The organism is Ruegeria sp. HKCCA0235A (assembly GCF_013033235.1).
Classification (GTDB): domain Bacteria; phylum Pseudomonadota; class Alphaproteobacteria; order Rhodobacterales; family Rhodobacteraceae; genus Ruegeria.
This window is the reverse complement of the sequence record NZ_WQDQ01000003.1, coordinates 65,276-90,697: the sequence shown is the minus strand read 5'-3', so window position 1 is coordinate 90,697 and position 25,422 is coordinate 65,276. Positions and strand designations below refer to the sequence as shown.

Sequence of the window (25,422 nt, the reverse complement as noted above, 5' to 3'; positions counted from 1 at the left end):
CCAGCCTATGCGTTTCGAAGGGTTCAGCCAACAACTCTTCGAAACTGTCCGAAAACGAAAAAACCCGACGGTTGAGCCGGGTTTCGCCGTCAAGATCCGCAACAGCTCAGAGCTGTGCCATCACCTCATCCGAGGCCTCGAAATTGGTCGTGACACGCTGTACGTCGTCATCGTCTTCCAGCGCATCCACCAGCTTCATCAGCTTTCGCATGTCTTCCAGACCCAGCTCGGTCGTGGTGGTCGGCTTCCAGACCAATTTGGTGGATTCCGATTCACCCAGCGCAGCTTCCAACGCGTTCGAAACGTCGTTCAGATCCGTATCCGCACACCAGATGATGTGGCCATCCTCTGAACTTTCGACATCTTCCGCGCCGGCCTCAATGGCGGCTTCGAATATGGTGTCTGCGTCACCCGCCGTTGCCGGGTAAATCACTTCGCCCTTGCGCTCGAACATGAACCCGACCGAGCCCGTCTCGCCCAGATTGCCGCCGTTCTTGGAAAAGGTCGAACGCACGGTCGACGCGGTGCGGTTGCGGTTGTCCGTCATGGTTTCAACAATCACGGCCACGCCGTTGGGGCCATAGCCCTCATAGCGGATTTCTTCGTAATCGTCGCCTTCACCGGCGGTGGACTTTTTGATCGCGCGGTCAATCACATCCTTGGGAACCGAGTTCGACTTGGCCTCTTTCACGGCCAGACGCAAGCGCGGGTTCTTGTCGGGATCGGGGTCACCCATCTTGGCGGCAACGGTGATCTCTTTCGACAGTTTGGAAAACAGTTTGGACCGCGCGGCGTCCTGACGCCCCTTGCGGTGCTGGATATTGGCCCATTTTGAGTGGCCTGCCATAATGCGTCCTCGTCATCGTGATTGCGTGTTCGGCGCTCATATAGACGTTTGCAGGGGGCAGGATCAAGAGAGCGGCTTGCGACGGCTTCACCGGCTAGTATGGTGACGACATGACGACAGACCAGATCATTCTTTTTGCGCTTTTCATCACCGTCTTCGGAATGCTGTTGTGGGGCCGGTTTCGATACGACCTTGTGGCCTTTGCCGCGCTGATGATTGGCGTTGTGCTGGGCGTCGTGCCCGTGGATGGTGCCTTTGCCGGGTTCGGCCATCCCGCGACCATCATCGTGGCGCTGGTTTTGGTGGTTTCTGCCGGTTTAGTCCGATCAGGCGCAGTGTTCCTGATCACCCGCACGCTGGTTGATGCCTCGCGGGGCTTGGGTGCGCATATCGCCCTGATGGGCGGGATCGGCGCGGTTCTGTCGGCCTTCATGAACAACGTGGCGGCGCTGGCGTTGCTGATGCCCGTGGACATCCAGACCGCACGCAAGGCCGGACGTTCGGTGGGCCTGTCGCTGATGCCGCTGAGCTTTGCCACCATTCTGGGGGGGATGGCCACACTGATCGGCACGCCTCCGAACATCATCATCGCGTCGATCCGGGCCGAAACACTGGGCGAGCCGTTTCACATGTTCGATTTTGCCCCGGTCGGTGGGCTGGCCGCAATCACCGGTCTTGCCTTTGTCGCACTGGTGGGCTGGCGCCTGATCCCCAATCGCGGACCGCAGGCCGAGACATCGGAAACCTTGGCCGAATACATCGCCGAGCTGACCGTCCCCCCGGAATCCGCCCATATCGGCAAACGGGTCAGCGAGCTTTATGAGGTGGCCGAGAAATCGGACGTGGCCATCATCGGTTTGATCCGGGATGGCAAACGGCGCTATGGCCGGTCGGCGCACGCCGTTTTGCAGGAAGGTGACGCGCTGGTTCTGGAAGCCCGACCCGAGGCGCTGGACGAGTTTCGCGCAGCGCTCAATCTCGACTTCTCGGACACGCGCCGGCAGGAATTGCTGACGGCCGAGGGTGACGGGCTGGAAGTGATCGAAGTCGTCGTGCCGGAAAGCGCGCGCATCACAGGTCGCACGGCACAAGGGCTTGGGCTGGCCTGGCGGCAAAGCACCGTTTTGATGGGCATCTCACGCCAGGGGCGCAGGATCACCGAACAGGTCCGCAGGACCGAGGTGGAACCGGGCGATATCCTGCTGCTGCTCTGCCCTCGCGACCGCGCTGCGGATGTTACGGAATGGCTGGGTTGCCTGCCCCTTGCCGGACGCGGGCTGAACGTTACTGCAAACGACAAGGCATGGCTGGCCATCGGTCTGTTTGCCGCCGCTGTTTTGGCCGCAAGTGTCGGGTTGATCTACCTTCCCATTGCTTTGGGGCTGGTCGTGATTGCTTATGTGCTGACCAAGATCATGCCGATCACCGACATTTACAATCACATCGAATGGCCGGTGGTCGTACTGCTGGGGTCTATGATCCCCCTGGGCAGTGCCTTGGAGACCTCGGGCGGCACCGAACTGATCGCAAACGCCCTGATTCAACTGACCGATGGTCTGCCCGCCTGGGCCATTCTGACCGTATTGATGGTTGTCACGATGACTTTGTCGGACGTGTTGAACAACACTGCCACTGCTATTGTCGCCGCGCCTGTCGGGATACAAATGGCACGCACGCTCGAGGTGTCACCCGACCCGTTCCTGATGACCGTGGCCGTTGCGGCTTCGGCTGCGTTCCTTACCCCCATCGGGCACAAGAACAACACGCTGGTTCTAGGGCCCGGCGGCTATCGGTTCGGAGATTACTGGCGCATGGGATTGCCGCTGGAAGTGCTGATCATAGCCGTTTCTGTTCCCGCCATTCTTGTATTCTGGCCGCTGTGACGGGTAAAGGCTGCGTATGAAACCGTTTTTGATCCTGCAACTGCGCCCCGAAACAGATGCGTCCGATGCCGAATATGCCTCGATCCTGAACCGGAGCGGGTTGTCTCCTGAACAGACGCATCGCATCCGTTTGGATTGCGACGACCTGCCAGAAGGGTTGGATGTCACGGACTATGCCGGTGTCATCGTAGGCGGCGGACCGGGATGCGTCAGTGACGACCCGGCGACCAAATCCCCGCTGGATGCCCGGATCGAGGCTGCGATCATGGGGTTGATGCCGCAGATCATCGCGCAAGATCACCCGTTCATGGGCTGCTGCTATGGCCTTGGCATTCTGGCGGCGCATCTGGGTGGCGACGTCAGCAAGGCCCGATATGGCGAACCCGTCGGACCATCCACGTGCCACCTGACCCCGGAAGGCCAGCAGGACCCGTTGACCGCAGGGTTGGAACCCACCTTCGACGCATTCGTTGGTCACAAGGAAGCGGTTCAGGCGCTGCCCGAGGGTTGCGTTCACCTTGTCACGTCAGACCCCTGCCCGTTCCAGATGATCCGCTGGGGGCAGAACGTATATGCCACGCAGTTCCACCCCGAGGCCGATGCCAGGGATTTTGAACAGCGCATCAATATCTACAGGAACCACGGCTATTTCCCGCCTGAAGACGCGCAAAAACTGATCGACCGCTGCCATTCGGCCGATGTCACACAACCCGGCGAGATCCTGCGCCGGTTCGTCCGGCGATACGAGTGACCCAACGGCGCGGTTGCCTGCGCCTTGCCCCCTCGCTTAGGCTGATCTGACGCAACTTTGGGAGGAGTTGTCCTTGGATCTGCTCATTAACGTCGGTCTGCCGGTTTCACTGGCCGTTATCATGCTGTCTCTGGGCATCGGGCTGGAGGTGGCAGACTTCCGCCGTGTCCTGAGCCGACGACGCGCCTTTGCCATCGGGGCGGCAAGTCAGGTTGTTCTATTGCCGGTGGCGGCCTTTGTGACGGTCAAATTTTTTGCTTTGCCGCCTGAGATCGCCGTTGGTTTCATGCTGCTCAGTTTTTGCCCGGGCGGCGTAACCAGCAATATCCTGTCAAAGCTCGCCAAGGCCGATGTCGCGCTTTCAGTCAGCCTGACCGCCGTGATCAGCCTTCTGTCGATGGTAACCGTACCAATATTGGCCGCGTGGTCGATCGCGCATTTCATGGGCGACGAAGCCCCCGAGGTTTCGATCACCGGGCTGGCTGTTGCATTGTTTCTGATAACAACGCTGCCCGTGGCAATCGGGGTCGGAGTTCGCAACTTTGCAACAGGGTTTGCAAACCGTGTCGAGCCGGGGTTGTCGGCGCTCGCGACCGTTTTGTTCGTGCTGATCATTGCCGCGGCTCTGGCCGGAAACTGGCAATTGTTCGTCGACAATCTCGGCATCATGGGCGCAGGCTTGATTTCTTTGAATATCGCCCTGCTGTTCATCGGATTGGGGCTGGCGCGGATAACAAACCTGTCCTGGAATGAGTGCAAGACGATCTCGATCGAAACCGGAATTCAAAATTCCACGCTGGGCATTACACTGGCGGCGCTGATCACGAATACCGAAAGCGGGTTCAGCCCGCTGGCCCTGCCCTCGGCGGTATATGGTATTACGATGTACGCCGTGGTTCTGCCGTTTCTTGTCTGGTTCCGCAGGCGCTGAAAGGACCGTTATGACAAACAACACTGCTGATGCGATCGTTGTCGGGGCTGGTCTGGCCGGATTGGCCGCCGCTGCCGAACTGGGCGACCGAGGCAAGAAGGTAATCATACTCGATCAGGAACCAGAAGGTTTTCTGGGCGGTCAGGCCTTCTGGAGCCTGGGTGGCCTGTTCATGGTCGACACGCCGGAACAACGCCGCATGGGGATCCGCGACAGCCACGATCTGGCGCTGCGCGACTGGATGGGCAGCGCGCAGTTCGACCGCGAAGAAGATACCTGGCCCCGCAAATGGGCCGAAGCCTATATCGAGTTCGCCGCCGGTGAAATGCGCCCCTGGCTGCATGGCATGGGGCTGCGCTGGTTTCCGGTCGTGGGCTGGGCCGAGCGCGGCGGGTCCTACGCAAACGGGCACGGCAATTCCGTCCCGCGCTTTCACATCACATGGGGCACCGGACCCGGCGTGCTGGAACACTTCATCCGCCGGGTCCGCGACCATGTCAGTGCCGGCCTGATCCAGCTGAAATACCGCCATCAGGTCAGCCACATCATCATGCAGAACGGCGAGGCCAAGGGCGTCTCGGGCGAGGTGCTGGCCGATGACGCGGCCCCGCGCGGCGGCAAGACCAACCGCGACGAGGTGGGCGAGTTCGAGGTCTATACCCCGTCGGTCATCGTGACCTCGGGCGGGATCGGTGGCAATTTCGAGATGGTGCGCCAGAACTGGCCCCGCGACCGTCTGGGCGAACCGCCCAAGGACATGGTGGCGGGTGTGCCCTTCCATGTGGACGGTCGGATGATCGCCATCAGCGAAAAGGCCGGCGGCCATGTCATCAACGGCGACCGTATGTGGCATTACACCGAAGGCGTGCGCAACTGGGATCCGATCTGGCCCGCCCATGGCATTCGCATTCTGCCCGGCCCCAGCTCGATGTGGTTCGACGCGCGCGGAAACCGGTTGCAGCCCCCCTGCCTGCCCGGGTTCGATACGCTGGGGACACTGCGCGAAATCCTGAACACCGGGTATGAATACAGTTGGTTCGTTCTGACTCAGAAGGTGATCAAGAAGGAATTCGCCCTGTCCGGGTCTGAACAGAACCCCGATTTCACGTCAGGCAGCTGGAAAGAGGTTATTCGTCAACGCATACTGTCCGGGTCCAAAGCGACCGCCCCGGTCGAGGCATTCAAGGAGAAGGGCGAGGATTTTGTTGTTGCCAACACGCTGACCGAGCTGGTCAACGGAATGAACCATTTGGGTGGGGGGCTGATAGACGAGGCCCATTTGCGTGCCCAGATCGAGGCGCGGGATTCTCAGGTCGACAATCCGTTCTCAAAAGACGCGCAGATGATGGCGATCCTGGCGGCGCGCAACTATCGCGGCGACAAGCTGATCCGCACCGCCAAACCGCACAAGTTCCTGGACCCAAAGAACGGCCCGCTGATCGCAGTCAAGCTGCACGTGCTGACCCGCAAGACACTGGGCGGTTTGCAGACCAATCTGGACAGTCAGATGATCGGCGCCGACGGTCAGGTTGTGCCGGGCCTGTTCGCAGCCGGCGAAGTCGCCGGATTCGGTGGCGGTGGTTATCACGGTTACAACGCGCTTGAGGGAACCTTCCTGGGCGGCTGCATCTTTTCGGGTCGCAACGCCGGGCGATCGAGGGCCATCGCGTGACAGCCCTGCCCTATTACTTGCGCATCATTTTGATCACCGGCTCACCCTGAGCATCCAGCAAGGCCAGCGCGTTGCCTTGCATCGCGAAGGTCGTGACACTTTGCATCGCCTTGAGAAACTGCCGCTCGACCTCATCCAGCGGGGGTGGGCAAGCCATGAGCGTTGCAGCCATATTGTCCGGGAACGCAATCCGATTGTCAGAAATCTCGGCCTGGCCACTGAACCGGTTGCAACCGCCGCTGCCTGAAAATGCCCCGCCCTGCCCAAAAGCAAGTTCAGGACGTTTCTCTGTCTCGACAGCCGCACCATTGAGGCCCGAAGCGACCCATTCGGTGTTTTCCAGCATCGCGGCACCTTGGTGTTGCACCTGTATCATCAGCAGGTCAGCAGAATTCTCGGCCCCATGTGTCAGTACCGGATAAACGGTATCCGTGGTGAACAACAGCTTTTGCCCCTGCATGACCGAAGCACGCACGGCGTATCTGCGCCCGTCCTGAATCAATGCGTCATCATAGGTCAGTTCGAACTGCGCCGGCACACCGGTCAAGGCATATCTCTGCGCGGCAAGCGTTTCGGCCGGCGCATCCGCCAATGAGATATCCTGAAGCTCGACGAACAAGGTCGTGTCAGGCGGAAGCGCAATACGCTCTCGGTAGGTTGCAGTTCCTTCGACGGTTCCGGCAAGCGATGCGCCGCTCAAAACGGTGGCGAAAGCAACCGCAGGAAACATGGTGCGGCCGAATGTCAGCATGGCAGTATCCCTTGAAGTAATATTTCTACAAAAGATTGCTGTTCATCCGACATTTACAAGTACGCCGCGGATAAAGCGGCAAATCTGTGCCGATGTCATAACGGCCAGATCAACGGGATCAGCAGAGACGCCAACAATCCGACCGTCAGGTTCAGCGGCACACCGACCTTCATGAAGTCGGTGAACCTGTAGCCCCCGGGGCCATAGACCATCATGTTCGTCTGGTATCCGATCGGAGTAGCAAAAGATGCCGAAGCCGCCACCATGACCGCGACGACCAGTGGGCGCGGATCTATTCCGACCGCCTGAGCCAGACCGATGGCGATCGGGGTGACCACAACCGCCACGGCGTTGTTGGAAACCAGTTCGGTCAGCACCGAGGTCAGCAGGTAAATCGCCCAGATAATGAGGAATGGCGGCAAGACACTGAGCCCCGGCGCAACGGCCTCGACGATCAGAGAAACCGCGCCCGAGCTGTCAAGCGCGGCCCCTATGCCCAGCATCGCGAAGATCAATGCCAACAGGCGACCTTCCACAAAAGAAAATGCCTCATCCGCATCGATACAGCGGGTCAGCAGAACCACGGCGCAGGCCACAATCGACAACAACAGGATGGGCGCAATGCCCAGCGCGGCAAGGGCAACAATCCCTACAAGAGCCCCAATCGCAATCGGTGCATGGCTTCGACGGAAGGCACGAGCCGACGGCTGGGTGACGTCCACCATGTCCATTTCCGCCGCCAGCCGCTGGATATCCGCCGGGGCACCTTCCAAAAGCAGCGTATCCCCAACCCTAACCACCAAGTCATCCAGTTGACGGCCGATATTCTGGTTGCGACGGTGCACCGCCAGCACGTAAACGCCATAACGACGCCGAAGCCGCATCATCCCAAGGGTCCGCCCCACCAGACGGCATCCGGGCGTGATCAGCACCTCAACCGTCTTGGTTTCAACGGCAGACACCTGGTCCACGCGCTTGAGTTCCTTGTTGCTTTGCAAGCTCAACAACTCGGTCATCTCGGTTCGCAACACGACACGGTCGCCGACCCGCAGTTCGACGCCCTTGAGGTTTCGCCGCAGGGATTCATCCCCTCGGAGAACATCGATCAAGCGTACACCCGGCCGCTTGAACAGTTGAACTCCTGTCACTTCGCGCCCGATCAGGTTGCTGTCCGGCGGAATGACGGCCTCGGTAAAGAACTTCATCTTGGACCGATCACTGAGCAGCGACGCCATGCTGTCCCGCTCGGGCAACAGTTTGGGCGCGATGAACCGCAAATAGATCATGCCGTAGATCACCAGCGCGATCCCCAGCGGCGTGACTTCGAAAATCGTAAAGGGTTTCATCCCCTGCGCGCGGGCCACACCATCGACCAGCAGGTTGGTGGACGTGCCGATCAATGTAAGCGTGCCGCCCAGAATGGCTGCATAACTCAGCGGAATCAGCAATTTGGACGCGGGAACATTCAGGGTGCGGGCGATTTGCACAAAGACCGGTATCATCACCACGACCACTGGCGTATTCGAAACCACCGCCGAGGCCAGCACGACAAACCCCATGAGCAATGCGATGGCGATACGCGGGTTCACCTGAGCCTGCTTTTGCGCGGTCGAGGTGAACGAGTCCAAGGCTCCGGTCCGCACCAAAGCACCCATGATGATGAACATCGCGGCAATCGTCCAGGGTGCCGGGTTGGACAGAACTGCAAGCGCATTTTGATAGGGCAGAATGCCGGTTACAAGCATCAGTGAAACACCACCAATGGCCACGACCTCGGTCGGATAAACCTCGCGCAGGAACATGATGAACATGCCCGCAACGATGACCAGCGCCAGAACCGCGCTTCCTGTGTCTGTCAGTGAAAGGAAATTCATTCGTGGTATTCTGTCCGAACCCGGGCCCAAGCGCCTGATGACATGCAGTTTCACGCATTGCGCCCGACAGAGCAAGCCTGACGATGATTACTCGGGCCCGGCTTGTTCCAGGCGCCCTCCGACGCGCACCATGCGCACGGATTTGGCCTGTCCGTCACGATCATCGGTTTCCACGAACACGCCGCTCAGTGTGGCCTCGCCATTTGCGGGGGTAAAGCGCGCCTTGGGCATACCGGTGATGAACCGTCGCATCGGCTCTTGCTTGTCCATGCCGATGACCGAATCGTAGTCTCCGCACATGCCTGCATCTGTCAAATACGCGGTGCCGCCCGGCAAAATCTGGGAATCCGCCGTTGGCACATGGGTGTGCGTCCCCACCACAAGGCTTGCGCGCTTGTCACAATAATGGCCCATCGCCATCTTTTCGGACGTGGCCTCACAATGCATATCCACGATGATGGCTTGCGCCTGCCCGCCTCTCGGGTGGGACTTCAGAATCGGCTCAATGGCTGAGAACGGGTCGTCAAACGGCCGTTTCATAAAGACCTGACCCAGCACCTGCACCACCAGAACCTTGCGTCCGCCCGGCGCCGTGAACAGCCGATGACCCCGTCCCGGCGCGCCTTTGGCAAAGTTCACGGGCCGTACGATTCGCTGTTCTTTCTCGATAAATTGCAGCATGTCTTTCTGATCGAACGCATGATCGCCTAGCGTCAGGCAATCCGCTCCGGCGTCGAGCAACAGCCTGGCGTGATCTCCGGTCAGCCCCATGCCGTTCGACGCGTTTTCGCCATTGACCACGACAAAATCCAGCCGCCATTCGTCGCGCAGGCGCGGCAAATGCTGCTGAACGGCCGCGCGGCCCGCGCGCCCCATGACATCACCAAGAAACAGAATCCTCATGATCCGGGTCGTAGGGGCTGTACTGGGCAATAACAAGGCGGAAGCGTGAAATTAACGGCAGACTTGGGGGTTGAAATCAAATTCTGCCGTGGCAATGTTTCGATACGTCTCTTGAATACAGAAGGAATTCTTCGTGAAGCCGTCAATTGTTCTGACCGGCTGCCTTTTGGCGGCAACTGCTGCCGCTGCCGAAGGCACCAAAACATCCATGCCCAACCCCGCCGCGACCTTTTGCATTGAAAACGACGGGACCTACCAGCTTCGTAAAAACGAAGACGGCAGTGTCTATGGCATCTGCATCCTGAAGGACGGCACCGAGGTGGATGCCTGGGATTACTTGCGCAGCCATTTCGAACAGTAGCAGCTAGAAGGTCAGCACGCGGCTTTCCGTGACAACCATGTCCAGCGGTTGGTCGGTTGGCTCGAGCGGCAGGTCCGCAGCCTCTTGCGCATCAAAAGCAAAACCGATGGCAAGCGTCGGGCGTTTGGCGCGCAAGCCTTCCAGCGTTCGGTCATAAAACCCGCCGCCATACCCCAGGCGGCCACCATTTGCGTCGAAGGCGACGAGCGGAACGATCAGAATTTCGGGGTCGAAATAGTCATCCACCTGGGGCACTTTTGCACCGAACGGGCCATCCTTGAGCACACCGTCCGGCGTCCAGCGAGAGAATTTCAGCGGCTGACCGGCTGCCTGGATGACAGGCACACCCACCGGGCCATAAGCCGATGCTTCGGCCATCGCGGGCACCGGGTCGATCTCGGTCCGGATCGGCATGTAACCTGACAGGGGCACGCCGCGATGGCCTGCCAGAACCTCGGACAAGCGCCCGGCTGCACCCGGCAGGCGCGCATCAAACGCGGCCTTGCGGCGGGCAAAGGCCGCTTTGCGCGCCGCGGCTTTGATGTCGGTCAGATCGGTCACAGTAGCACCACGCTGGCAAGCCCAAGAAATATGAAGAAACCCATGACATCCGTCGTGGTTGTCACAAAGGTTCCCGATGCCAGCGCAGGGTCGATGCCCAAGCGGTCCAGCAAGACAGGTACTACCGTACCTGCGAACCCGGCGATGATCATATTCACGACCAAGGCCGCCCCGATCACGACACCCAGCAGCGGGGAATCGAACCACAGCATCCCGACGGTGCCCAACACGATGGCAAAGCACAGCCCGTTGAGCATGCCAACCAGCAATTCCCGTCGGATCACTCGCATAACGTTTGCATTGGTCAGGTCGCGCGTCGCCAGCGCACGCACCGCCACGGTGAGCGATTGTGTTCCCGCATTGCCGCCCATTGACGCAACGATCGGCATCAGAATGGCCAGCGCGACCAGTTGATCAATCGCCGCCTCGAATTGCGAAATCACCAAAGAAGCACATATCGCCGTGCACAGGTTCACAGCCAACCAGGGCAACCTTCTCCGGCTGGTTGCCGCCACACTGTCGGACAACGAGCTTTCGTCGCCTACGCCGGCAAGACGCAGGATGTCCTCTTCGTGCTCTTCATCCAGAACGACCATCGCGTCGTCAATAGTGATGACACCGACCAAACGGCCATCCGCATCCACCACCGGGGCCGAGATCAGGTGATATTGGTTGAAGGCATAAGCCACGTCTTCCTCATCCTGATCGACGGGGATGATGTGAAACTCCTCTTCTGCCAGATCAATCAGCGGCACTTCACGCCGCGCCGCCATAAGCTTGCCCAACGTTACCTGAGCAACCGGTTTCATGCGCGGATCGACCAGAACGACGTGATAGAACTGTTCGGGCAAATCATCATTGGCGCGCATGAAGTCGATGGCTTGCCCAACGCTCCAATGTTCGGGCGCCATGACGACTTCCCGCTGCATGAGACGACCGGCCGAGTTCTCGGGGTAGGACAGTGCCTGCTCGGCTGCGATCCTTTCGGAATCCTCCAATGCGTCCAGAATGGTTTCCTGCTGCGGTTCCTCAAGGTCTTCCAGCAGGTCAACGACATCGTCGCTTTCCATCTCGCGCACGGCTTCGGCCAGAACATCCGGGTTTAGAAGCGAGATCACCTCTTCACGAACCGATTCATCCAGTTCAGACAGGATGTCGCCGTCGAACTCTTTGTCGTACAGGCGGATCAGGCGCGCCCGGTCAAACGGATTGATCTGTTCAAGAAGGTCTGCAATGTCGGCCGAGTGCAGCGGCTCCATCAACTCAACCAGCTTGTCGCGGTCGTCTATATCCACCGCGTACAGGATCGCCGCAACTGCCTTGGGGTCCAACGCATAGGCGTCTTCATCCCGGGGCTGATCGTGTCCGGCTTCGTCTCTGCCTGTCGTCATGCTCTGCCCCTTTTTGCGATTGGCCCCTAAATAGAAGAAGCAGCTACCGGAAAACAATGACAATGCGCCGATTTACCCACTTCTTTCGTCCGCCTATGCTGGTGTGCGGTTCCAAACAGGTGGAGAACAGGGAAAATGGCGCAAAAGACGCTTTTGAAAGGGCGTGTTCTGAGTTTCACAGGATCACCCTTCGACGGAGAGCCGACCGAGGCGACCCGGCTGGACGAAGCGGTCGTGATCGAACACGGGCGAATTGCAGAGGTCGGCACCGCCGATGCGCTGAAAAAAGCCCATCCTGACGCAGTCACGAAGGATCACGGAACGCGCCTGATCATGGCTGGGTTCGTCGATCCGCATGTGCATTATCCACAGACGGCGATGATCGCCAGCTGGGGCAAACGGCTGATCGACTGGCTGAACACCTACACCTTCCCGGAAGAGATGAAGTTCGGCGATTTCGACTATGCGACCGAGATCGCCAACCGGTATCTGGACCTGACGACCGCCCACGGCACCACGACCATGTGCAGTTTTTGCACGATTCACCCTGAAAGCGTGGATGCCTTTTTCACCGCGGCGCAACAGCGTGGGCAGCGTGTCGTCGCCGGCAAGACCTGCATGGACCGGAACGCGCCCGAAGGGCTGCGCGACACTGCGCAGACGGCTTACGACCAATCCGCCGCCCTGCTGGAAAAATGGCATCGCGTCGACCGCTTGTCCTATGCGATCACACCACGCTTTTCGCCAACCTCGACCCCGGAACAGCTTGAGGCCATGGGCGCGCTTTGGGCCGAACATCCCCATTGTCTCATGCAAACCCATCTGAGCGAGCAAACGGATGAAATCGAATGGGTCCGGTCCCTGTTCCCTGATGCAAGGGATTATCTGGACACCTACGAGAAATTTGGCCTGCTGGGCCAGAACGGCCTGTATGGCCATGTCATCCACCTGGAAGACCGGGAACGGGATCGGCTGCGCGAGGTCGATGCCTCTTTGATTCATTGCCCCACGTCGAACACGTTCATCGGATCGGGACTGTTTGACATGAACGGGCTGATCCATGATGGCCACCGGATCGGTCTGGCCACGGATACCGGCGGCGGGTCCAGCTTTTCGATGCTGCGCACCATGGCCGCCGCCTATGAGATCGGCCAATTGCGCGGTCGTCCTCTGCATCCGGCGCAATTGCTGTGGTTGGGCACGGTCGGATCGGCCCGGAGCCTGCGTATGGACGACTGCATCGGAAACATCACTCCGGGGATGGAGGCGGATCTGGTCGTGATCGACCTCGCCTCGACCCCCGCCATCGCCCAGCGCGAGGCCCATGCAGAAGACGTTTGGGAAGCGATCTTCCCGACGATCATGATGGGCGATGATCGGGCCGTGGCAGAGGTCTGGATCGGCGGGCGGCAGGCGGCTTAAGCCTGCAACGCCCGGGCCAGCGTGTTCTGACGCTCGATCACGCGGGGCAGATCAATGGTCGTTATGTGCCCGTCACGTACGATCTGGCGGCCTTCGACGAACAGGTGTTTCACCGACATCGGCCCCGCCAGAAGCAGCGCCGCCGGATCCCAACTGCCCGCGCTTTCGATGCCGCAGATATCCCACACCGCAATATCGGCACGTTTTCCGGGCATCAGCCGTCCACAATCGGGACGTCCCAACACATCCGCCCCGCCGCGCGTCGCGATCTCAAGCGCTTCGCGGGCCGACATGGCATCCGCACCATTGGCGACCCGCTGCAACAACATGGCCTGGCGCGCCTCAAGCATGAGGTTGCCATTGTCATTGCTGGCCGATCCATCCGCGCCGAGGCCGACCTTGACACCCGCATCGCGCATCGCCCGCACCGGCGCGATACCCGATCCGAGGCGGCAATTTGAACAGGGGCAATGGGCCACGCCTGTTTCCGAGCGTGAGAACAGATCAATCTCGGCCCCGTCCAGCTTGACGCAATGGGCGTGCCAGACATCCGGGCCGGTCCAGCCCAATTCCTCGGCATATTGCCCTGGGCGGCAGCCGAATTGCGCCTGCGAATAGGCAATATCCTCGTCGTTCTCGGCCAGATGGGTATGCAGCATCACGCCCTTGTCCCGCGCCAGCAACGCCGCATCGCGCATCAGGTCCCGGCTGACGGAAAACGGTGAACACGGGGCAAGGCCAACGCGGCACATCGAACCCTCCGACGGGTCGTGAAACGCATCCACGACACGTACCATGTCGTCCAGAATGGCGGCTTCCTTCTCCACCAGATGGTCCGGCGGCAGGCCCCCATCGCTCTCGCCGATGCTCATCGCGCCGCGTGTCGGATGAAACCGCATCCCCAACTCGGATGCGGCAGCGATCGTATCCTCAAGCCGCGCACCGTTGGGATAGAGGTAAAGGTGATCGGAACTGAGCGTGCACCCCGACAGCGCCAGTTCCGCCAAACCGATCTGGGCCGAGGTGAACATTTCCTCCGGCCCGAAACGCGACCAGATCGGATAGAGCGTTTGCAGCCACCCAAACAGCAACGCATCCTGCCCGCCCGGCACCGCCCGTGTCAGGGTTTGGTAAAGATGGTGGTGGGTATTCACCAGGCCGGGCGTCACCAGACAGCCCGAAACATCATGCTCCTCACCCTCTGATTCCAGTCCCTGCCCGATCTGGGCAATCTGCCCGTCGCGGACCAAAATATCGGCCTTGGACAATTCCTGCCGGGACTCGTCCATCGTCAGGATCAGATCAGCATTCTTGAGTAGGATTTCCGTCATTTCGCGCTCCTGCATCTGCCCGTCTCATGCAAGAAGTGCGTCGGCCGGTGGAAAACGGGCGCAAGAACCGGCCATCCCCGGTGTAGTTGCCTTTGATGCGCCGGGCAACAGAATTCAGAATTGGCGGAGTATCTCAAGCGCCGCGGCGTGAAGGTCAGCGTTTGCCGCAGCCAGGGCCCGGCCGCCTTGATGTGCGGGGCCGCCCTGCCAATCGGTCACGATACCGCCGGCCGCCTGAATAACGGCAATCGGCGCTTGGATATCATAGGAGTTCAAGCCCGCCTCGATCACCAAATCCGCCTGCCCGGCGGCCAGAAGCGCATAGGCATAGCAATCCATTCCATAGCGCGTCAGCTGAACCTGCTCGGACACCGCCTGAAACCCTGCGCGGTCCTTCGGGGTTCCAACTTCGGGGAACGTGGTAAACAAGGTCGCCTGATCCAGCGCCCTGGTATCGCGCGTTTGCATTCTTCTGGTGCCCTGCGGACCGGTCATGTGAGCACCGGAAGACGATCCGACAAAGCGCTCTCCGATATACGGCTGATCGATTACACCCATAAAAGGCCCGTCCTGATCACTCAGCGCAATCAGAACACCCCAGGTTGGCGTGCCGCTGATAAACCCACGGGTCCCATCGATGGGATCCAGTACCCAGGTGCGGCCACTGGTGCCCGTATGCGCGCCGAACTCTTCGCCCAGCACACCGTCATCCGGGCGCCGCCGCGCCAGAACGTCCCGCATCGCCTGTTCAGCGGCCCGATCCGCCACTGTGACCGGGTCGAACCCATCGGCCAGCTTGTTCGTGGTTTCCAGATTTGTTTGACGAAAAAAGGGGAGTATGGCCTCACGCGCAGCTTCGGCCATTTCTTCGGCAATTTCGATATCGCTCTGTGTCGTCGGTTGCATGACCCTGAGGTGCGAGCAATCCGCGACAAAGTCAAGTCAGTCAGGCAACGTCGCTGAGAACCCGCGCCAGCTCGAACAGGCGGCGACGCTGGTTTTCCGGAATCGCATAGTAAGAGCGCACCAGATCCAAAGCCTCTTTGTCACCCATCAGGTCGGCAGGGACGGATTTCTTGTCCGCATCGCCTTTCTGGGCTTCTTCCAGACCTTCGAAGAAAAAGCTGACCGGAACATCCAGCGCCTCGGCGATGTCCCACAAGCGGGATGCGCTGACTCGGTTGGCACCGGTCTCATATTTCTGGATTTGCTGAAACTTGATACCAACTTGCTGCGCCAACTGCTGCTGGGTCATCCCAATCAGCCAGCGGCGATGCCGAACGCGCTTGCCCACATGGACATCGACGTGATGAGTCATTGGTATTCTCCTATACTACACAAACATCTGCACGGGATTTTGCGACGTCCGATATCGCAGTTTTAGAGAGCTCCCCTTAACCGCTCCCTAATACGGACTGTACCGCCCCCCGTTTACAGCACTGATTGTTTATAATGCCGGTTTTGAGATTTTTTTCAAGCTGGTTGAGTCGAATGCCCCTGACAGGGATTTGTGGTTGTATTACCCAAAGCCTTTACAGAACCATACTCCTGCAACTGAATCCTCCTTCAAAATCGGGGGCCTTTTGCGCCCGCGCAGCAAACGGATTGACTTTTCTGGCGGCACACGCGCCTATGTCGGAAACTCTTGAGGAACAATATGCGGGCCTATTGCATTCCATCCGACGGGGCGTCTGCCCAGCTTTGTGACGTGAAAATACCCGAGCCGGGCGAAGGCCAGGTGCGGGTCGCGATAAAAGCTTGCGGCCTGAATTTCGCCGATCTGCTGATGCAGACGGGGGCGTATCAGGACACGCCACCTGCCCCATTCACCCTGGGCATGGAGATCGCCGGTATTGTGGAGACAGTCGGGCCCGGCGTTTCAACGCTCAGCCCAGGCGACCGGATCGCAGTCTATTCCGGTCAGGGTGGGTTGGCCGAGTACGGTGTATTTGACGCGGATCGTGCGATCGTGCTGCCGGACGACACCGGATTCGAAGACGCCGCCGCCATCCAGATCGCTTATGCCACCAGTCACATGGCCCTTGATCACAGGGCACGCCTGCAACCGGGTGAAACCCTTCTGGTCACCGGCGCAGCGGGAGGTGTCGGCCTGACTGCCGTCGAAATCGGCAAACTCATGGGCGCCACGGTCATCGCGCAGGCGCGCGGCGAGAACAAGCTTGCCGTTGCCCGTGCCGCTGGTGCCGATCATCTGATCGATGCTTCGGAAGACCTGCGCGAGCGGGTCAAATCGCTGGGTGGCGCGGATGTCGTCTATGACGTCATCGGCGGGGATGTGTTCAAGGCCGCGTTCAGGGCCACCAATCCCGAAGGGCGTCTGCTGCCCATCGGATTCGCCGGGGGCGACATCCCGCAGATTCCGGCCAATCATCTGCTGGTCAAAAACCTAACCGTGATCGGGGTGTATATCGGCGGCTATCTGAAGTTCCGCCCCGAAGCTGTGCGCAACAGTTTTGACACCCTATTCAAGTGGCATTCAGAGGGCAGGATAAAACCGCACATCAGTCACGTCCTGCCCCTTGAAGATGTCGCGCATGCAATGCAGTTGCTGAAAGAGCGAAAATCCACGGGCAAGATCGTGATCACGCCTTGATCGCGATCATCCAACCACGGCCCGCAACTGGGTACCGCCCAGCAATCTGAAGTTCTGACGCACCAACTGTGCCAGAGCTTCGACAACCGCATCCCGGCCCTGCTCGCCACCGTAGAGGTTGATCATATGCGCAGGTAAATCCGGCAGAGCCCCAGCCGAGTCGATCTGTTCAAGATGTGCGGCCTCGGTTCCGTCCAGCATTGCGTGAACCGCAAGATCGGCACTGACCGTGGCTTCTATGGTACGGTCGTTTTCGGTTTCCACGGACAGCTCCCACGGTATTCCGGCCGCATCCAGCGCCGATATAACCTGCGGTCTGAACAAGCAGCGCCGCCCCAGCGCCAGAGGCAACGGACGCTTGCGCCATGCGGACCCGCCCGGCGCGCCGATCCAGCGCAACGGCAGCTCTGCGATGGTCTCTGCACCAGTGGCCGAAGACGGTTCGGTCGTCAGGATCACATCACATTCGCCCCGCTTGTACATGTCTTTCAATTGCAGTGAATAGGACGACACCAACTGCACCCTGACGCGGGGAAAATCGGCGTTGAACCGTTGCAGGACCCGGGGAATCGCGGGGTAGACGATGTCATGGGGAACGCCCAGAACCACTTCGCCCTCAAAGGCCTGATCGGTGAGTTTTGAGATTACCTCGTCATTCAGGGCAATCATGCGGCGCGCGTAGGCCAGCAGCTGCTCACCGGATGCGGTCAGGGCAATTGTCCTGCCGCTTCGGTCCAGCAACTCCAGGCCCAGCAGCTCCTCCAGCCGCTTCAGCTGCATGGACACCGCAGACTGCGTCAGGTGCAGAAATCCGGCGGCGCGGGTTACACCGCCCTGATCCGCCACCGCCACAAAGGATCGCAGGGTTGTAATGTCCAGATTTCGCATCTTCACGATTCCTTATGCGTTCCATCAAAAATATTCGTTTTTAAAATGTGTCACACTCACCCATATCAATCAAGGAAATTGATAACAGCCAGCAAAACCATCGAGAATACAGAAAGGACAAGCTATGACGCAACTCGCAATCCATAATCCCTGCAAACCGGCCAAACGTTCCCTGGTGTCCCTGATCTCTCAAGCGTTCGAACTGTCCAGACAGCGGCGAAATCTGGCACAACTGGATGCTGCCGTGCTGGACGACATCGGAGTCACCCGCGAGGAAGCATCCGCAGAAGCAAAACGCTTTTTCTGGGACGCACCTCAATTCTGGAAAAGGTGAATGTGACTCTCATATTTTTATGGCGATGGGCGACCTTGAGTCGCCTGTTGGCATTTTTGTTGCGTGTTTTAGTCGGTTTTCGCTCGGAATCTCTTGAAACACAGCCCCTTGTTGCCGATATTTAGATGGAAAACCGCCCCGCTCTGCCGGGGCGCTCTAACTTGACGACTAGGGAGACCCTTTGATGGCACAATTCGACACGATCCGGACGGCATCCGGCGCGCGCGCCGCCGAGATTGATCAGGGCCTGCGCGCCCACATGAACAAAGTCTACGGCACCATGTCCGTTGGCATGCTGATCACGGCACTGGCGGCATGGGCTATTGCCGGTCTGGCAGTAACCAGCGATCCAAGCAACGCGGTTGCTCAGATCGGCGCTGACCGCTATCTGACGAGCTTGGGCGGCGCGCTGTTCCTGTCGCCGCTGAAATGGGTGGTAATGTTCGCTCCGCTGGCCTTCATCTTGTTTGGATGGGGTGCCCTGATGCGCCGTGGCTCAGCCGCGACAGTTCAGCTTGGCTTCTTCGTCTTTGCCGCCGTGATGGGCATCTCGATGAGCTCGATCTTTCTGGTCTTCACGCCCTACTCGATTACCCAGACCTTCCTGGTGACGTCGATCGCCTTTGCTGGCCTCAGCCTGTATGGCTACACCACAAAGCGGAACCTCAGCGGAATGGGCACTTTCCTGATGATGGGTGTGATCGGTCTGCTGGTTGCGATGATCATCAACCTGTTCCTGCAATCCGGCGTGATGATGCTGGCCATCTCGGCCATCGGCATCCTGATCTTTGCCGGTCTGACCGCGTTCTATACGCAGGACATCAAGAACACTTACGTCGCCCACGCTGCACATGGCGATCAGGAATGGCTGGACAAAGCCGCCTTCGACGGCGCGCTGAGCCTGTATATCTCGTTCCTGAACATGTTCCAGTTCCTGCTGATGTTCATGGGTCAGCAAGAATAGGCCTTGCCGACAACCGAATTGGTTCAGGGCCGGTCCACGACCGGCCCTTTTCTTTTGCGCGACGGATTTCTTTTGCCCGGAAATGAAAAACCCCGCCGTCGAGGCGGGGCTTTGAGATACTGGAACGTAATCGGGATCAGCTACAGTTCAGCGGTATGGCAAAGCCGGAACTCTTCTCGGATGTTCCTTTACGGAATACACCGCCAGCTGGCAGACAGCCGGTAAAACGCTCTGTTTCTTCCGCAAAGCCTACACCGATCGAATTGTCGACCTTCACACTGTTCGAGCTCGTGCGCAGCACACCAAACAAGGTGCCGTTGACACTGACAGTGCTGAGGAACAGGTTTGTGTCGCTTCCTTGCAGTTGAACAGCCGTGTTTGGCGTCTGCCCGCCATTGTCTATTGCAACCGAAGCCACCTTGGACGGCTCAACCTCATCACTCAAAAGCGTGACTGTCCGCAGTTCCGCCAACTCTGCCGGAACGTTGGTCGCGTCCGGCAGAAAGGCGACGGCACCGGGTACGTCCGAAATCGTGCGCGGTTCGCCATCGATTCCAGTAAACCCGACACCTTCGCGGTTAAACGGGTCTTCACAGGCCGCTAGGGTCAGAACGGCAATTGTGGATAACAAGATTTTTTTCATGGCGGTCAACATTTTGTGGCGGTTTGCTGAAGCGTACTTGCAGGTTCCCACAAAAAGCAAGCCGCAGGGGATGCGATTGTCCCAAACGCTGATGCGCCACTGCAACGGACTGCCGCAGCTTGCCATCCGCTGAAATCAGGAAACCGGAACTGAAAAAGGGCTCTGTGCAACAGAGCCCTTTTCCGGAATTTCCATATGGAATGGCAGATTACTTGATCTTGCCTTCCTTGTACTCGACATGCTTGCGAACGACCGGGTCGTATTTACGAATGGTCATTTTCTCAGTCATGGTGCGCGCGTTCTTCTTGGTCACATAGAAGTGGCCCGTGCCCGCGGTCGAGTTCAGACGGATCTTGATTGTCGTCGGCTTCGCCATGGTTATCTCCTGCGTCCGAAAAGGCAGGGGCCTTTCGGTTGAATTCCTATGAGCGTGCGCTTTTACGCGCTGCACCGCCTATGTCAAGGCTAATCGGATGATACAGGCACAGGAATCTGGTGCAGGTTCAACTAGGCAAGGTTGGCGCGCCCATATACGTGTGAATCTGGTCTCTTTCCGCGTCGGAAAGACCCAGAGCGGTGGACAATTGCCGCAGGTATGATGCCTCGCGCGCGTTGTCCAGACGGATCGCAGCCAGGGAAGTTGCATAGATCTGCGTCTTGAGCGGCGCACCAGAATCAGCCGCCAATCCCATGACGTCAATCGGTGCGTTCAGCTGCTCTTGCACGAATGCGCGCTCTTCCTCGCTGACATCATCGCCCAATTCACCCAGGATGATTTCCTTTTCCTGTTCGTCCAGTTCACCATCTGCCTTGGCAGCCTGAATCATTGCGCGCAGCATGAGTTTTGCCTGCTCTTCCATCGCTGCACCCACGGGCGTGCCGCCGAACACGGTTTCCATCATGTCACCAGTGTGTTGATTGGCAGTTTTGGCGGCCCCTTGCATGGCGTTCAACAACCCACCCAAACCAGCGGCTCCGGCTGTGCTGCCGCCAACCCCCATCTTGCTCATCATGTCCTGCAAGCCTGACGCGCCACCGGGCAGGCCAAATTGTTCTGCCATTTTGCCCAGCTGATCCGCGCCAAAACCACCGCCGGCGCCTTGCATCATGTCTTGCAGCCCAGCCATGCCGCCCATCTTCTGATATTTTTCCATACCCTTGGCCGCAGCAAAACCAATGGCCACGGACGCCAGTGTTTTCATAAAGCTCATAATCAACCTCCCATATCTTCAAATTGGTTCCGAAAGTCTAACAGCCGAATGCAATCCCGAATACCGTGCTCAACCTGAACGCGACCGGCCCATAGCCCGGCACATGATAAAGCCCAAAGATGGCATGTAATTTGCGGTCTTGTTTGTACATATCACGGATTCGTGATAGGTTCGCCCATCCAAGAAGCCAAATTCAGGCTCGAAGGCCGAGGCAGCGTGAATGGGTTCAACCCGCAACGAGCAGAGTTGTTTTATGCGACTTTTCTTGGGGGGCTATCATGACAGAATGGGCTATTCAGGCCGAAGAACTGGCCAATTGCAATTGCAACTTTGGTTGCCCGTGTCAGTTCAGCGTACTTCCGTCACACGGCAATTGCGAGGCGGTTGTCGTCTTTGACATTCAAAGCGGTCACTACGGTGACACTGATCTGGGCGGTCTTCGGGCGGCAGGTGTCTATCATTGGCCGGGACCAATTCATGAAGGTAACGGTCAGATGCAGCTGATCATTGATGAAAGCGCAACAGCTGAACAGCGTGCCGCGTTGCAAGCGATCATGACCGGTCAGGATACGGATGAAATGGCCACGTTCTGGTATGTCTTCAGCGCCATGGCGCCTTTGAAACATGAAACGCTGTTTGTTCCGATTGAACTGGACTGGAACCGTGACGAGCGCAGCGGATACGCCAAGGTTGCCGGAGTTTTCGATGTTGAGGTCAATCCGATCCCTCATATCGTATCGGGCGCACCTCACCGCGCGTCGATACAGTTGCCGAACGGCTTTGAATACCGCCATGCCGAAGCGGCATCAGGCAGTGCGACAACGACGGGTGGTCAGATCCGGCTGACCTTTGACGCAACCCATGCTCATCTGGCGCATCTGAACATCTCGGGCCATGGCGTCTTGGGCGCATAAGCAGAGAACACCCATGACCAAACAGAACGCATCGCCCCGGGGCGGGACGGTTGAGTGGTTGCTGAGACAGGACAGCGCGATTGTTCTGGGAAGCGTTCTTCTGATCATCCTCGGTGCAACCTGGTACACGATAGCTGGCGTCGGGATGAACATGTCCGCGGTCGAGATGACCCGGATGGCCGGCCCTGTCGGAGATCCCATGCAAATGGGCCCGGCAGCAGCGTGGAGCGCAAGCTATGCCTTGCTGATTTTTCTGATGTGGTGGGTCATGATGATCGCCATGATGACCCCAAGCGCTGCGCCTGCCGTTCTTCTGTTCATCGCGGTCAAGCGGACAGGGCCTGAAAAGCACCGGACGGTTGCGTTCAGCCTGTGGTTTTTATCCGGCTATCTGGTGGCCTGGGGGGCGTTCAGCCTGATTGCAACCGCATTGCAATGGGGGTTGGAACAAATCGGGTTGTCCGACGGGCCGATGATGACGATCAGTTCGGGTGTCTTCGCAGGCAGCGTTCTGCTGGCGGCTGGCGCCTATCAGTTTTCAGCTTTGAAAAACGCATGCCTGCGCCACTGTCAGAGCCCCGCACGTTTCCTGGCCGATCACAACCGACCCGGAACATTCGGTGCTTTCCGCACCGGTATCCTGCACGGCACGTATTGTCTGGGATGCTGCTGGGCACTGATGCTGCTGCTTTTCGTCGGAGGGATCATGAACCTCTACTGGATTGTCGGAATTGCCGCCTATGTCGCGCTGGAAAAACTTTTGCCCGGGGCCCGGTGGCTTGTGCCGGTAACAGGTTTTGCGCTGATCGGCGCTGGCCTCTGGTTCATCACGGCACCGTTGTTTTCCGGCACCTGATTTTGAACGGCCCCGGGGTCGGCTGACTTGAAGACCCAAAAACGATTTGACGCAACAGGAGGTATCAATGCCCATTTTCATTACTTACGCATCTTACTCGCAAGCCGGTGTCAAAGGCATGTTGCAAAAGCCCGAGAACCGCACCGGTCCGGTGAAGGCTCTGCTGGAAAAAGTAGGCGGCAGGCTGCTGTCCTTCTACATGACAACCGGCAGCAACGACGTGGTTGTGATCAGCGAAGCCCCAGATGGGACAGACGCCGTGGCCGTTGGCATGGCTGTCGCCGCGTCGGGTGCAGTGACGAACATCGAAACCGTTCGCGCCTGGACCGCAGACGAGTTCACGTCGATAACAGAGAAAGCGGCGGCGCTGACCGGTTCCTACACGCCGCCCGGAGGATAGGCGAATACGCGCGGAGGGCCTGTAAGCCGGATCTTGTTCCGGGGTTGCCCCCTTCGATGACCATTCCTCTAGGCCGTGCATTGCTGCGCGGCTCAAGCTGCCAACCCGGTCCCTCTCGGCCAAGACGTGCCTAGCGGCGGTATCGGCTTGCGCCGACCGGCCCGCGCCGGGACCCTATTTGGCATTGCTCCCGGTGGGGCTTGCCGTGCCGCCCCTGTTGCCAGGGGCGCGGTGGGCTCTTACCCCACCGTTTCACCCTTACCCTGAACCAAAGTTCCGGGCGGTCTGATTTCTGTGGCGCTTTCCGTCGGGTTACCCCGCCCGGGCGTTACCCGGCACCGTTGTCTTGTGGAGTCCGGACTTTCCTCTCGGGCCTTGCGACCCCAGCGGCCATCCGGCCCTCCGCGCGTGGGTTGGGTAGGCTCTGCGGTCGGCGGCGTCAAGGGTGGATGGTTCAGAGAAGGGGCCAGCCCCTTCTTGGCCTGCGGCCAATTCAACCCCGGGATATTTTCAGCCAGATGAAGGGCGGATCAGGAGTGCGGGATCAACGGTGCAAGGTCGGCTTGCTGCAAAGGCCCCCTGCCCCATGGGCGGTATCGAAGGCGGACGGCATGCAACAGCGTATCATCGTCTACATCAGCGCTGAAACCGGCAGCCTGAGCCAGATTTCGGAACTGGCCCTTTGATGCAGTTTGCGGACCAGCGGCATATCCGCGGGGCGTGGCCAGCAAGTTGCGCTCGAGCCGCAACCAGTCAAATCGCGGACCGGGGTCAAATTTGCGCCCAGGCGCCATGTCCGAATGGCCGATAACACCGTTTGGCAAGATGGCCCAACGGTGCATTATCTGGCGCAACAGCTGTTCCAGCCGATGCATCTGGGGTTCGGGGAACGGATGCTTGCCGGCGTTGTCCAGCTCGATGCCTATGGAACGAGAGTTGATGTCGGTCTGACCGTGCCATTCTCCGGCACCCGCGTGCCAAGCCCGGTCTTCTTCGCGCACCATCTGCCACAGCGTGCCATCATTGCCGATCAGGTAATGGGCCGAGACCTCGGCCTTTGGGTCGCACAGACGATCCAAAGCCGCCTGAGCGCTGTCCATCGCCGTGTAATGGATCACGATCAAGGATGGTGTCAGACCATCTCGGCGCTCACCAAAATTGGGTGACGGATGCCAGATCGGGTTCAGGGGGTCAGTTGCTGACGGCACTGCGGAACGGGCTCGGGTCCCAGCCACACGCATAGCCATCCCCATCCGGGTCCAGACCTTTGCGGTCGCGCTGGGGGCCGCCATTGGACAGAAACTCGATCTGAGCCTGATCAGGGGATGGGAATTGCGCGCAGTTCCTCTGAGCCTTGGCCTGAAGGTTGAAACCGGACCGGCTGTAAAGTTGCACACCTACCGGATTGGACGTGCTCAGCGCGTATTGCACAATGTTTGTCTGGCCGCTCGCCGTGCGCTCGGGCACTGCCGTCGGGGCCACGAGTTCATACGTCTGGCGGTTCTGCTCGATCCGGGCGGCGTCGGATTCGATGCTACGGCGTTCGGACACGGCGGCAAAATCCTGTTCATCCGAAATCGCGCCAGTGTTCGCCACGGGAACCGCCGTAACCGCGGCTGAGTTTTGGCCAGATGTGCTGGCCAATGCCGCCGCGGCCTGGTTGGCGATATCCGCGTTTTCACCCGTGGCAACAGGCGCCGTACCCGGGGCGCCCAGCGGTTGTTGTGAAACTTCGACCGGGGCCAGCAGAGGGTTGCCGGCCACGCCCTGACCTGCCAATTGAGCCTCGCGCTGCGCCTGGTATTCAGGCGTGTTGAAACCCGTACTGGTCAGCGGCGCGACATCCGTGCACGCAGCTGCCAGTGCAAGAGCGGGGACCAAAAGCAAAACGCGCATTGTTTGGCTCCGTGTCTAGTGCTT

At 59.3% G+C, this 25,422-nt stretch carries 28 protein-coding genes and 1 other RNA gene; 13 read left to right on the top strand and 16 right to left on the bottom strand.

The genetic code is table 11. From position 1 onward, the window contains the following. Positions 1-106 precede the first annotated feature (106 nt). Complete coding sequence (locus GOW56_RS06520; RefSeq protein WP_171205370.1) at positions 107-847, bottom strand: YebC/PmpR family DNA-binding transcriptional regulator; 741 nt, start codon at positions 845-847, stop codon at positions 107-109. Positions 848-957: 110 nt separating this feature from the next. Between GOW56_RS06520 and GOW56_RS06515 the strand changes: the two genes are divergently transcribed. From GOW56_RS06515 to GOW56_RS06500, 4 genes are all read left to right on the top strand, one after another. Beyond that, on the top strand, positions 958-2,730 hold the full coding sequence (locus GOW56_RS06515; protein WP_171205369.1) for an SLC13 family permease: 1,773 nt from the start codon (positions 958-960) through the stop codon (positions 2,728-2,730). 16 nt (positions 2,731-2,746) lie between these two features. Further along, complete coding sequence (locus GOW56_RS06510; protein ID WP_171205368.1) at positions 2,747-3,481, top strand: glutamine amidotransferase; 735 nt, start codon at positions 2,747-2,749, stop codon at positions 3,479-3,481. A gap of 73 nt (positions 3,482-3,554) precedes the next feature. Then, positions 3,555-4,412 carry a bile acid:sodium symporter family protein gene (locus tag GOW56_RS06505; protein WP_170343638.1) on the top strand — a complete coding sequence of 286 codons (858 nt, stop codon included), beginning with the start codon at positions 3,555-3,557 and terminating at the stop codon, positions 4,410-4,412. A gap of 10 nt (positions 4,413-4,422) precedes the next feature. After that, positions 4,423-6,084 carry an FAD-binding dehydrogenase gene (locus GOW56_RS06500; protein WP_171205367.1) on the top strand — a complete coding sequence of 554 codons (1,662 nt, stop codon included), beginning with the start codon at positions 4,423-4,425 and terminating at the stop codon, positions 6,082-6,084. Between the two features lie 13 nt (positions 6,085-6,097). Here the strand turns inward: GOW56_RS06500 and GOW56_RS06495 are convergent, their stop codons facing one another. The 3 genes from GOW56_RS06495 to GOW56_RS06485 all read right to left on the bottom strand — a co-directional run bounded on the left by GOW56_RS06495 (position 6,098) and on the right by GOW56_RS06485 (position 9,612). Then, positions 6,098-6,835 (bottom strand): YbaY family lipoprotein, encoded by a 738-nt coding sequence (locus tag GOW56_RS06495; RefSeq protein ID WP_253283895.1) that lies wholly within the window; start codon positions 6,833-6,835, stop codon positions 6,098-6,100. Positions 6,836-6,930: 95 nt separating this feature from the next. Then, a complete protein-coding gene (locus tag GOW56_RS06490; protein WP_171205366.1) occupies positions 6,931-8,709 on the bottom strand; it encodes an SLC13 family permease in 1,779 nt (592 codons plus the stop codon). Positions 8,710-8,796: 87 nt separating this feature from the next. Then, positions 8,797-9,612: a TIGR00282 family metallophosphoesterase gene (locus tag GOW56_RS06485; RefSeq protein WP_171205365.1), complete on the bottom strand. Its 816-nt coding sequence runs from the start codon at positions 9,610-9,612 to the stop codon at positions 8,797-8,799. A 133-nt stretch (positions 9,613-9,745) separates the two neighbouring features. Between GOW56_RS06485 and GOW56_RS06480 the strand changes: the two genes are divergently transcribed. After that, positions 9,746-9,973 (top strand): DUF333 domain-containing protein, encoded by a 228-nt coding sequence (locus tag GOW56_RS06480; RefSeq protein WP_367397076.1) that lies wholly within the window; start codon positions 9,746-9,748, stop codon positions 9,971-9,973. A gap of 3 nt (positions 9,974-9,976) precedes the next feature. On the opposite strand, the gene GOW56_RS06475 is transcribed toward GOW56_RS06480, so the two are convergent. Continuing rightward, positions 9,977-10,534, bottom strand: a complete 558-nt coding sequence (locus tag GOW56_RS06475; protein ID WP_171114779.1) for a 5-formyltetrahydrofolate cyclo-ligase — start codon at positions 10,532-10,534, stop codon at positions 9,977-9,979. Then, positions 10,531-11,925 carry a magnesium transporter gene (gene mgtE / locus GOW56_RS06470; protein ID WP_171205364.1) on the bottom strand — a complete coding sequence of 465 codons (1,395 nt, stop codon included), beginning with the start codon at positions 11,923-11,925 and terminating at the stop codon, positions 10,531-10,533. The genes GOW56_RS06475 and mgtE overlap by 4 nt, the downstream gene beginning before the upstream one ends. Before the next feature lie 135 nt (positions 11,926-12,060). On the opposite strand from mgtE, the gene guaD reads away from it, so the two are divergent. After that, positions 12,061-13,347, top strand: a complete 1,287-nt coding sequence (gene guaD / locus GOW56_RS06465; protein ID WP_171205363.1) for a guanine deaminase — start codon at positions 12,061-12,063, stop codon at positions 13,345-13,347. Here guaD and GOW56_RS06460 read toward each other — a convergent pair. From GOW56_RS06460 to GOW56_RS06450, 3 genes are all read right to left on the bottom strand, one after another. Further along, positions 13,344-14,678, bottom strand: a complete 1,335-nt coding sequence (locus GOW56_RS06460; RefSeq protein ID WP_171205362.1) for an 8-oxoguanine deaminase — start codon at positions 14,676-14,678, stop codon at positions 13,344-13,346. The genes guaD and GOW56_RS06460 overlap by 4 nt on opposite strands. A gap of 114 nt (positions 14,679-14,792) precedes the next feature. Further along, positions 14,793-15,584 carry a histidinol-phosphatase gene (gene hisN / locus GOW56_RS06455; protein WP_171205361.1) on the bottom strand — a complete coding sequence of 264 codons (792 nt, stop codon included), beginning with the start codon at positions 15,582-15,584 and terminating at the stop codon, positions 14,793-14,795. A gap of 40 nt (positions 15,585-15,624) precedes the next feature. After that, positions 15,625-15,996, bottom strand: coding sequence for a helix-turn-helix domain-containing protein (locus GOW56_RS06450; protein WP_171205360.1), 372 nt, complete (start codon positions 15,994-15,996; stop codon positions 15,625-15,627). A gap of 339 nt (positions 15,997-16,335) precedes the next feature. Between GOW56_RS06450 and GOW56_RS06445 the strand changes: the two genes are divergently transcribed. Next, on the top strand, positions 16,336-17,292 hold the full coding sequence (locus GOW56_RS06445) for an NADPH:quinone oxidoreductase family protein (protein ID WP_152458750.1): 957 nt from the start codon (positions 16,336-16,338) through the stop codon (positions 17,290-17,292). Positions 17,293-17,298: 6 nt separating this feature from the next. Here GOW56_RS06445 and GOW56_RS06440 read toward each other — a convergent pair whose 3' ends face one another. Next, on the bottom strand, positions 17,299-18,180 hold the full coding sequence (locus tag GOW56_RS06440; RefSeq protein WP_171205359.1) for a LysR family transcriptional regulator: 882 nt from the start codon (positions 18,178-18,180) through the stop codon (positions 17,299-17,301). A 124-nt stretch (positions 18,181-18,304) separates the two neighbouring features. On the opposite strand from GOW56_RS06440, the gene GOW56_RS06435 reads away from it, so the two are divergent. Beyond that, complete coding sequence (locus tag GOW56_RS06435; protein ID WP_171114765.1) at positions 18,305-18,514, top strand: DUF1127 domain-containing protein; 210 nt, start codon at positions 18,305-18,307, stop codon at positions 18,512-18,514. A gap of 184 nt (positions 18,515-18,698) precedes the next feature. Further along, positions 18,699-19,478, top strand: coding sequence for a Bax inhibitor-1/YccA family protein (locus GOW56_RS06430; RefSeq protein ID WP_171114763.1), 780 nt, complete (start codon positions 18,699-18,701; stop codon positions 19,476-19,478). Positions 19,479-19,614: 136 nt separating this feature from the next. Here the strand turns inward: GOW56_RS06430 and GOW56_RS06425 are convergent, their stop codons facing one another. Next, positions 19,615-20,121, bottom strand: a complete 507-nt coding sequence (locus tag GOW56_RS06425; RefSeq protein ID WP_171167102.1) for a hypothetical protein — start codon at positions 20,119-20,121, stop codon at positions 19,615-19,617. On the opposite strand from GOW56_RS06425, the gene GOW56_RS21990 reads away from it, so the two are divergent. Continuing rightward, entirely contained in the window at positions 20,120-20,254 is a 135-nt protein-coding gene (locus GOW56_RS21990) for a hypothetical protein (protein ID WP_256367471.1), read from the top strand. The two genes, GOW56_RS06425 and GOW56_RS21990, sit on opposite strands and share 2 nt — an antisense overlap. 75 nt (positions 20,255-20,329) lie before the next feature. On the opposite strand, the gene rpmG is transcribed toward GOW56_RS21990, so the two are convergent. Beyond that, positions 20,330-20,497 (bottom strand): 50S ribosomal protein L33, encoded by a 168-nt coding sequence (gene rpmG / locus GOW56_RS06420; protein ID WP_037309480.1) that lies wholly within the window; start codon positions 20,495-20,497, stop codon positions 20,330-20,332. A 127-nt stretch (positions 20,498-20,624) separates the two neighbouring features. Next, positions 20,625-21,332: a DUF533 domain-containing protein gene (locus GOW56_RS06415; protein ID WP_171205358.1), complete on the bottom strand. Its 708-nt coding sequence runs from the start codon at positions 21,330-21,332 to the stop codon at positions 20,625-20,627. 278 nt (positions 21,333-21,610) lie between these two features. Between GOW56_RS06415 and GOW56_RS06410 the strand changes: the two genes are divergently transcribed. The 3 genes from GOW56_RS06410 (at position 21,611) to GOW56_RS06400 (ending at position 23,502) form a co-directional block, all read left to right on the top strand. Beyond that, positions 21,611-22,246, top strand: a complete 636-nt coding sequence (locus GOW56_RS06410) for a DUF1326 domain-containing protein (protein WP_171167099.1) — start codon at positions 21,611-21,613, stop codon at positions 22,244-22,246. Positions 22,247-22,259: 13 nt separating this feature from the next. Continuing rightward, positions 22,260-23,102, top strand: coding sequence for a DUF2182 domain-containing protein (locus GOW56_RS06405; protein ID WP_171167097.1), 843 nt, complete (start codon positions 22,260-22,262; stop codon positions 23,100-23,102). 67 nt (positions 23,103-23,169) lie between these two features. Further along, a complete protein-coding gene (locus GOW56_RS06400) occupies positions 23,170-23,502 on the top strand; it encodes a GYD domain-containing protein (protein WP_152458759.1) in 333 nt (110 codons plus the stop codon). A gap of 6 nt (positions 23,503-23,508) precedes the next feature. On the opposite strand, the gene rnpB is transcribed toward GOW56_RS06400, so the two are convergent. The 3 genes from rnpB to GOW56_RS06385 form a co-directional block, all read right to left on the bottom strand. Continuing rightward, positions 23,509-23,908: RNase P RNA component class A (gene rnpB / locus GOW56_RS06395), an RNA gene on the bottom strand. A 124-nt stretch (positions 23,909-24,032) separates the two neighbouring features. Then, a complete protein-coding gene (locus tag GOW56_RS06390; RefSeq protein ID WP_253283897.1) occupies positions 24,033-24,743 on the bottom strand; it encodes an N-acetylmuramoyl-L-alanine amidase in 711 nt (236 codons plus the stop codon). Then, positions 24,694-25,398, bottom strand: a complete 705-nt coding sequence (locus GOW56_RS06385; protein ID WP_171114754.1) for a hypothetical protein — start codon at positions 25,396-25,398, stop codon at positions 24,694-24,696. Before GOW56_RS06385 ends, GOW56_RS06390 begins: the two co-directional genes overlap by 50 nt. Positions 25,399-25,422 lie beyond the last annotated feature (24 nt).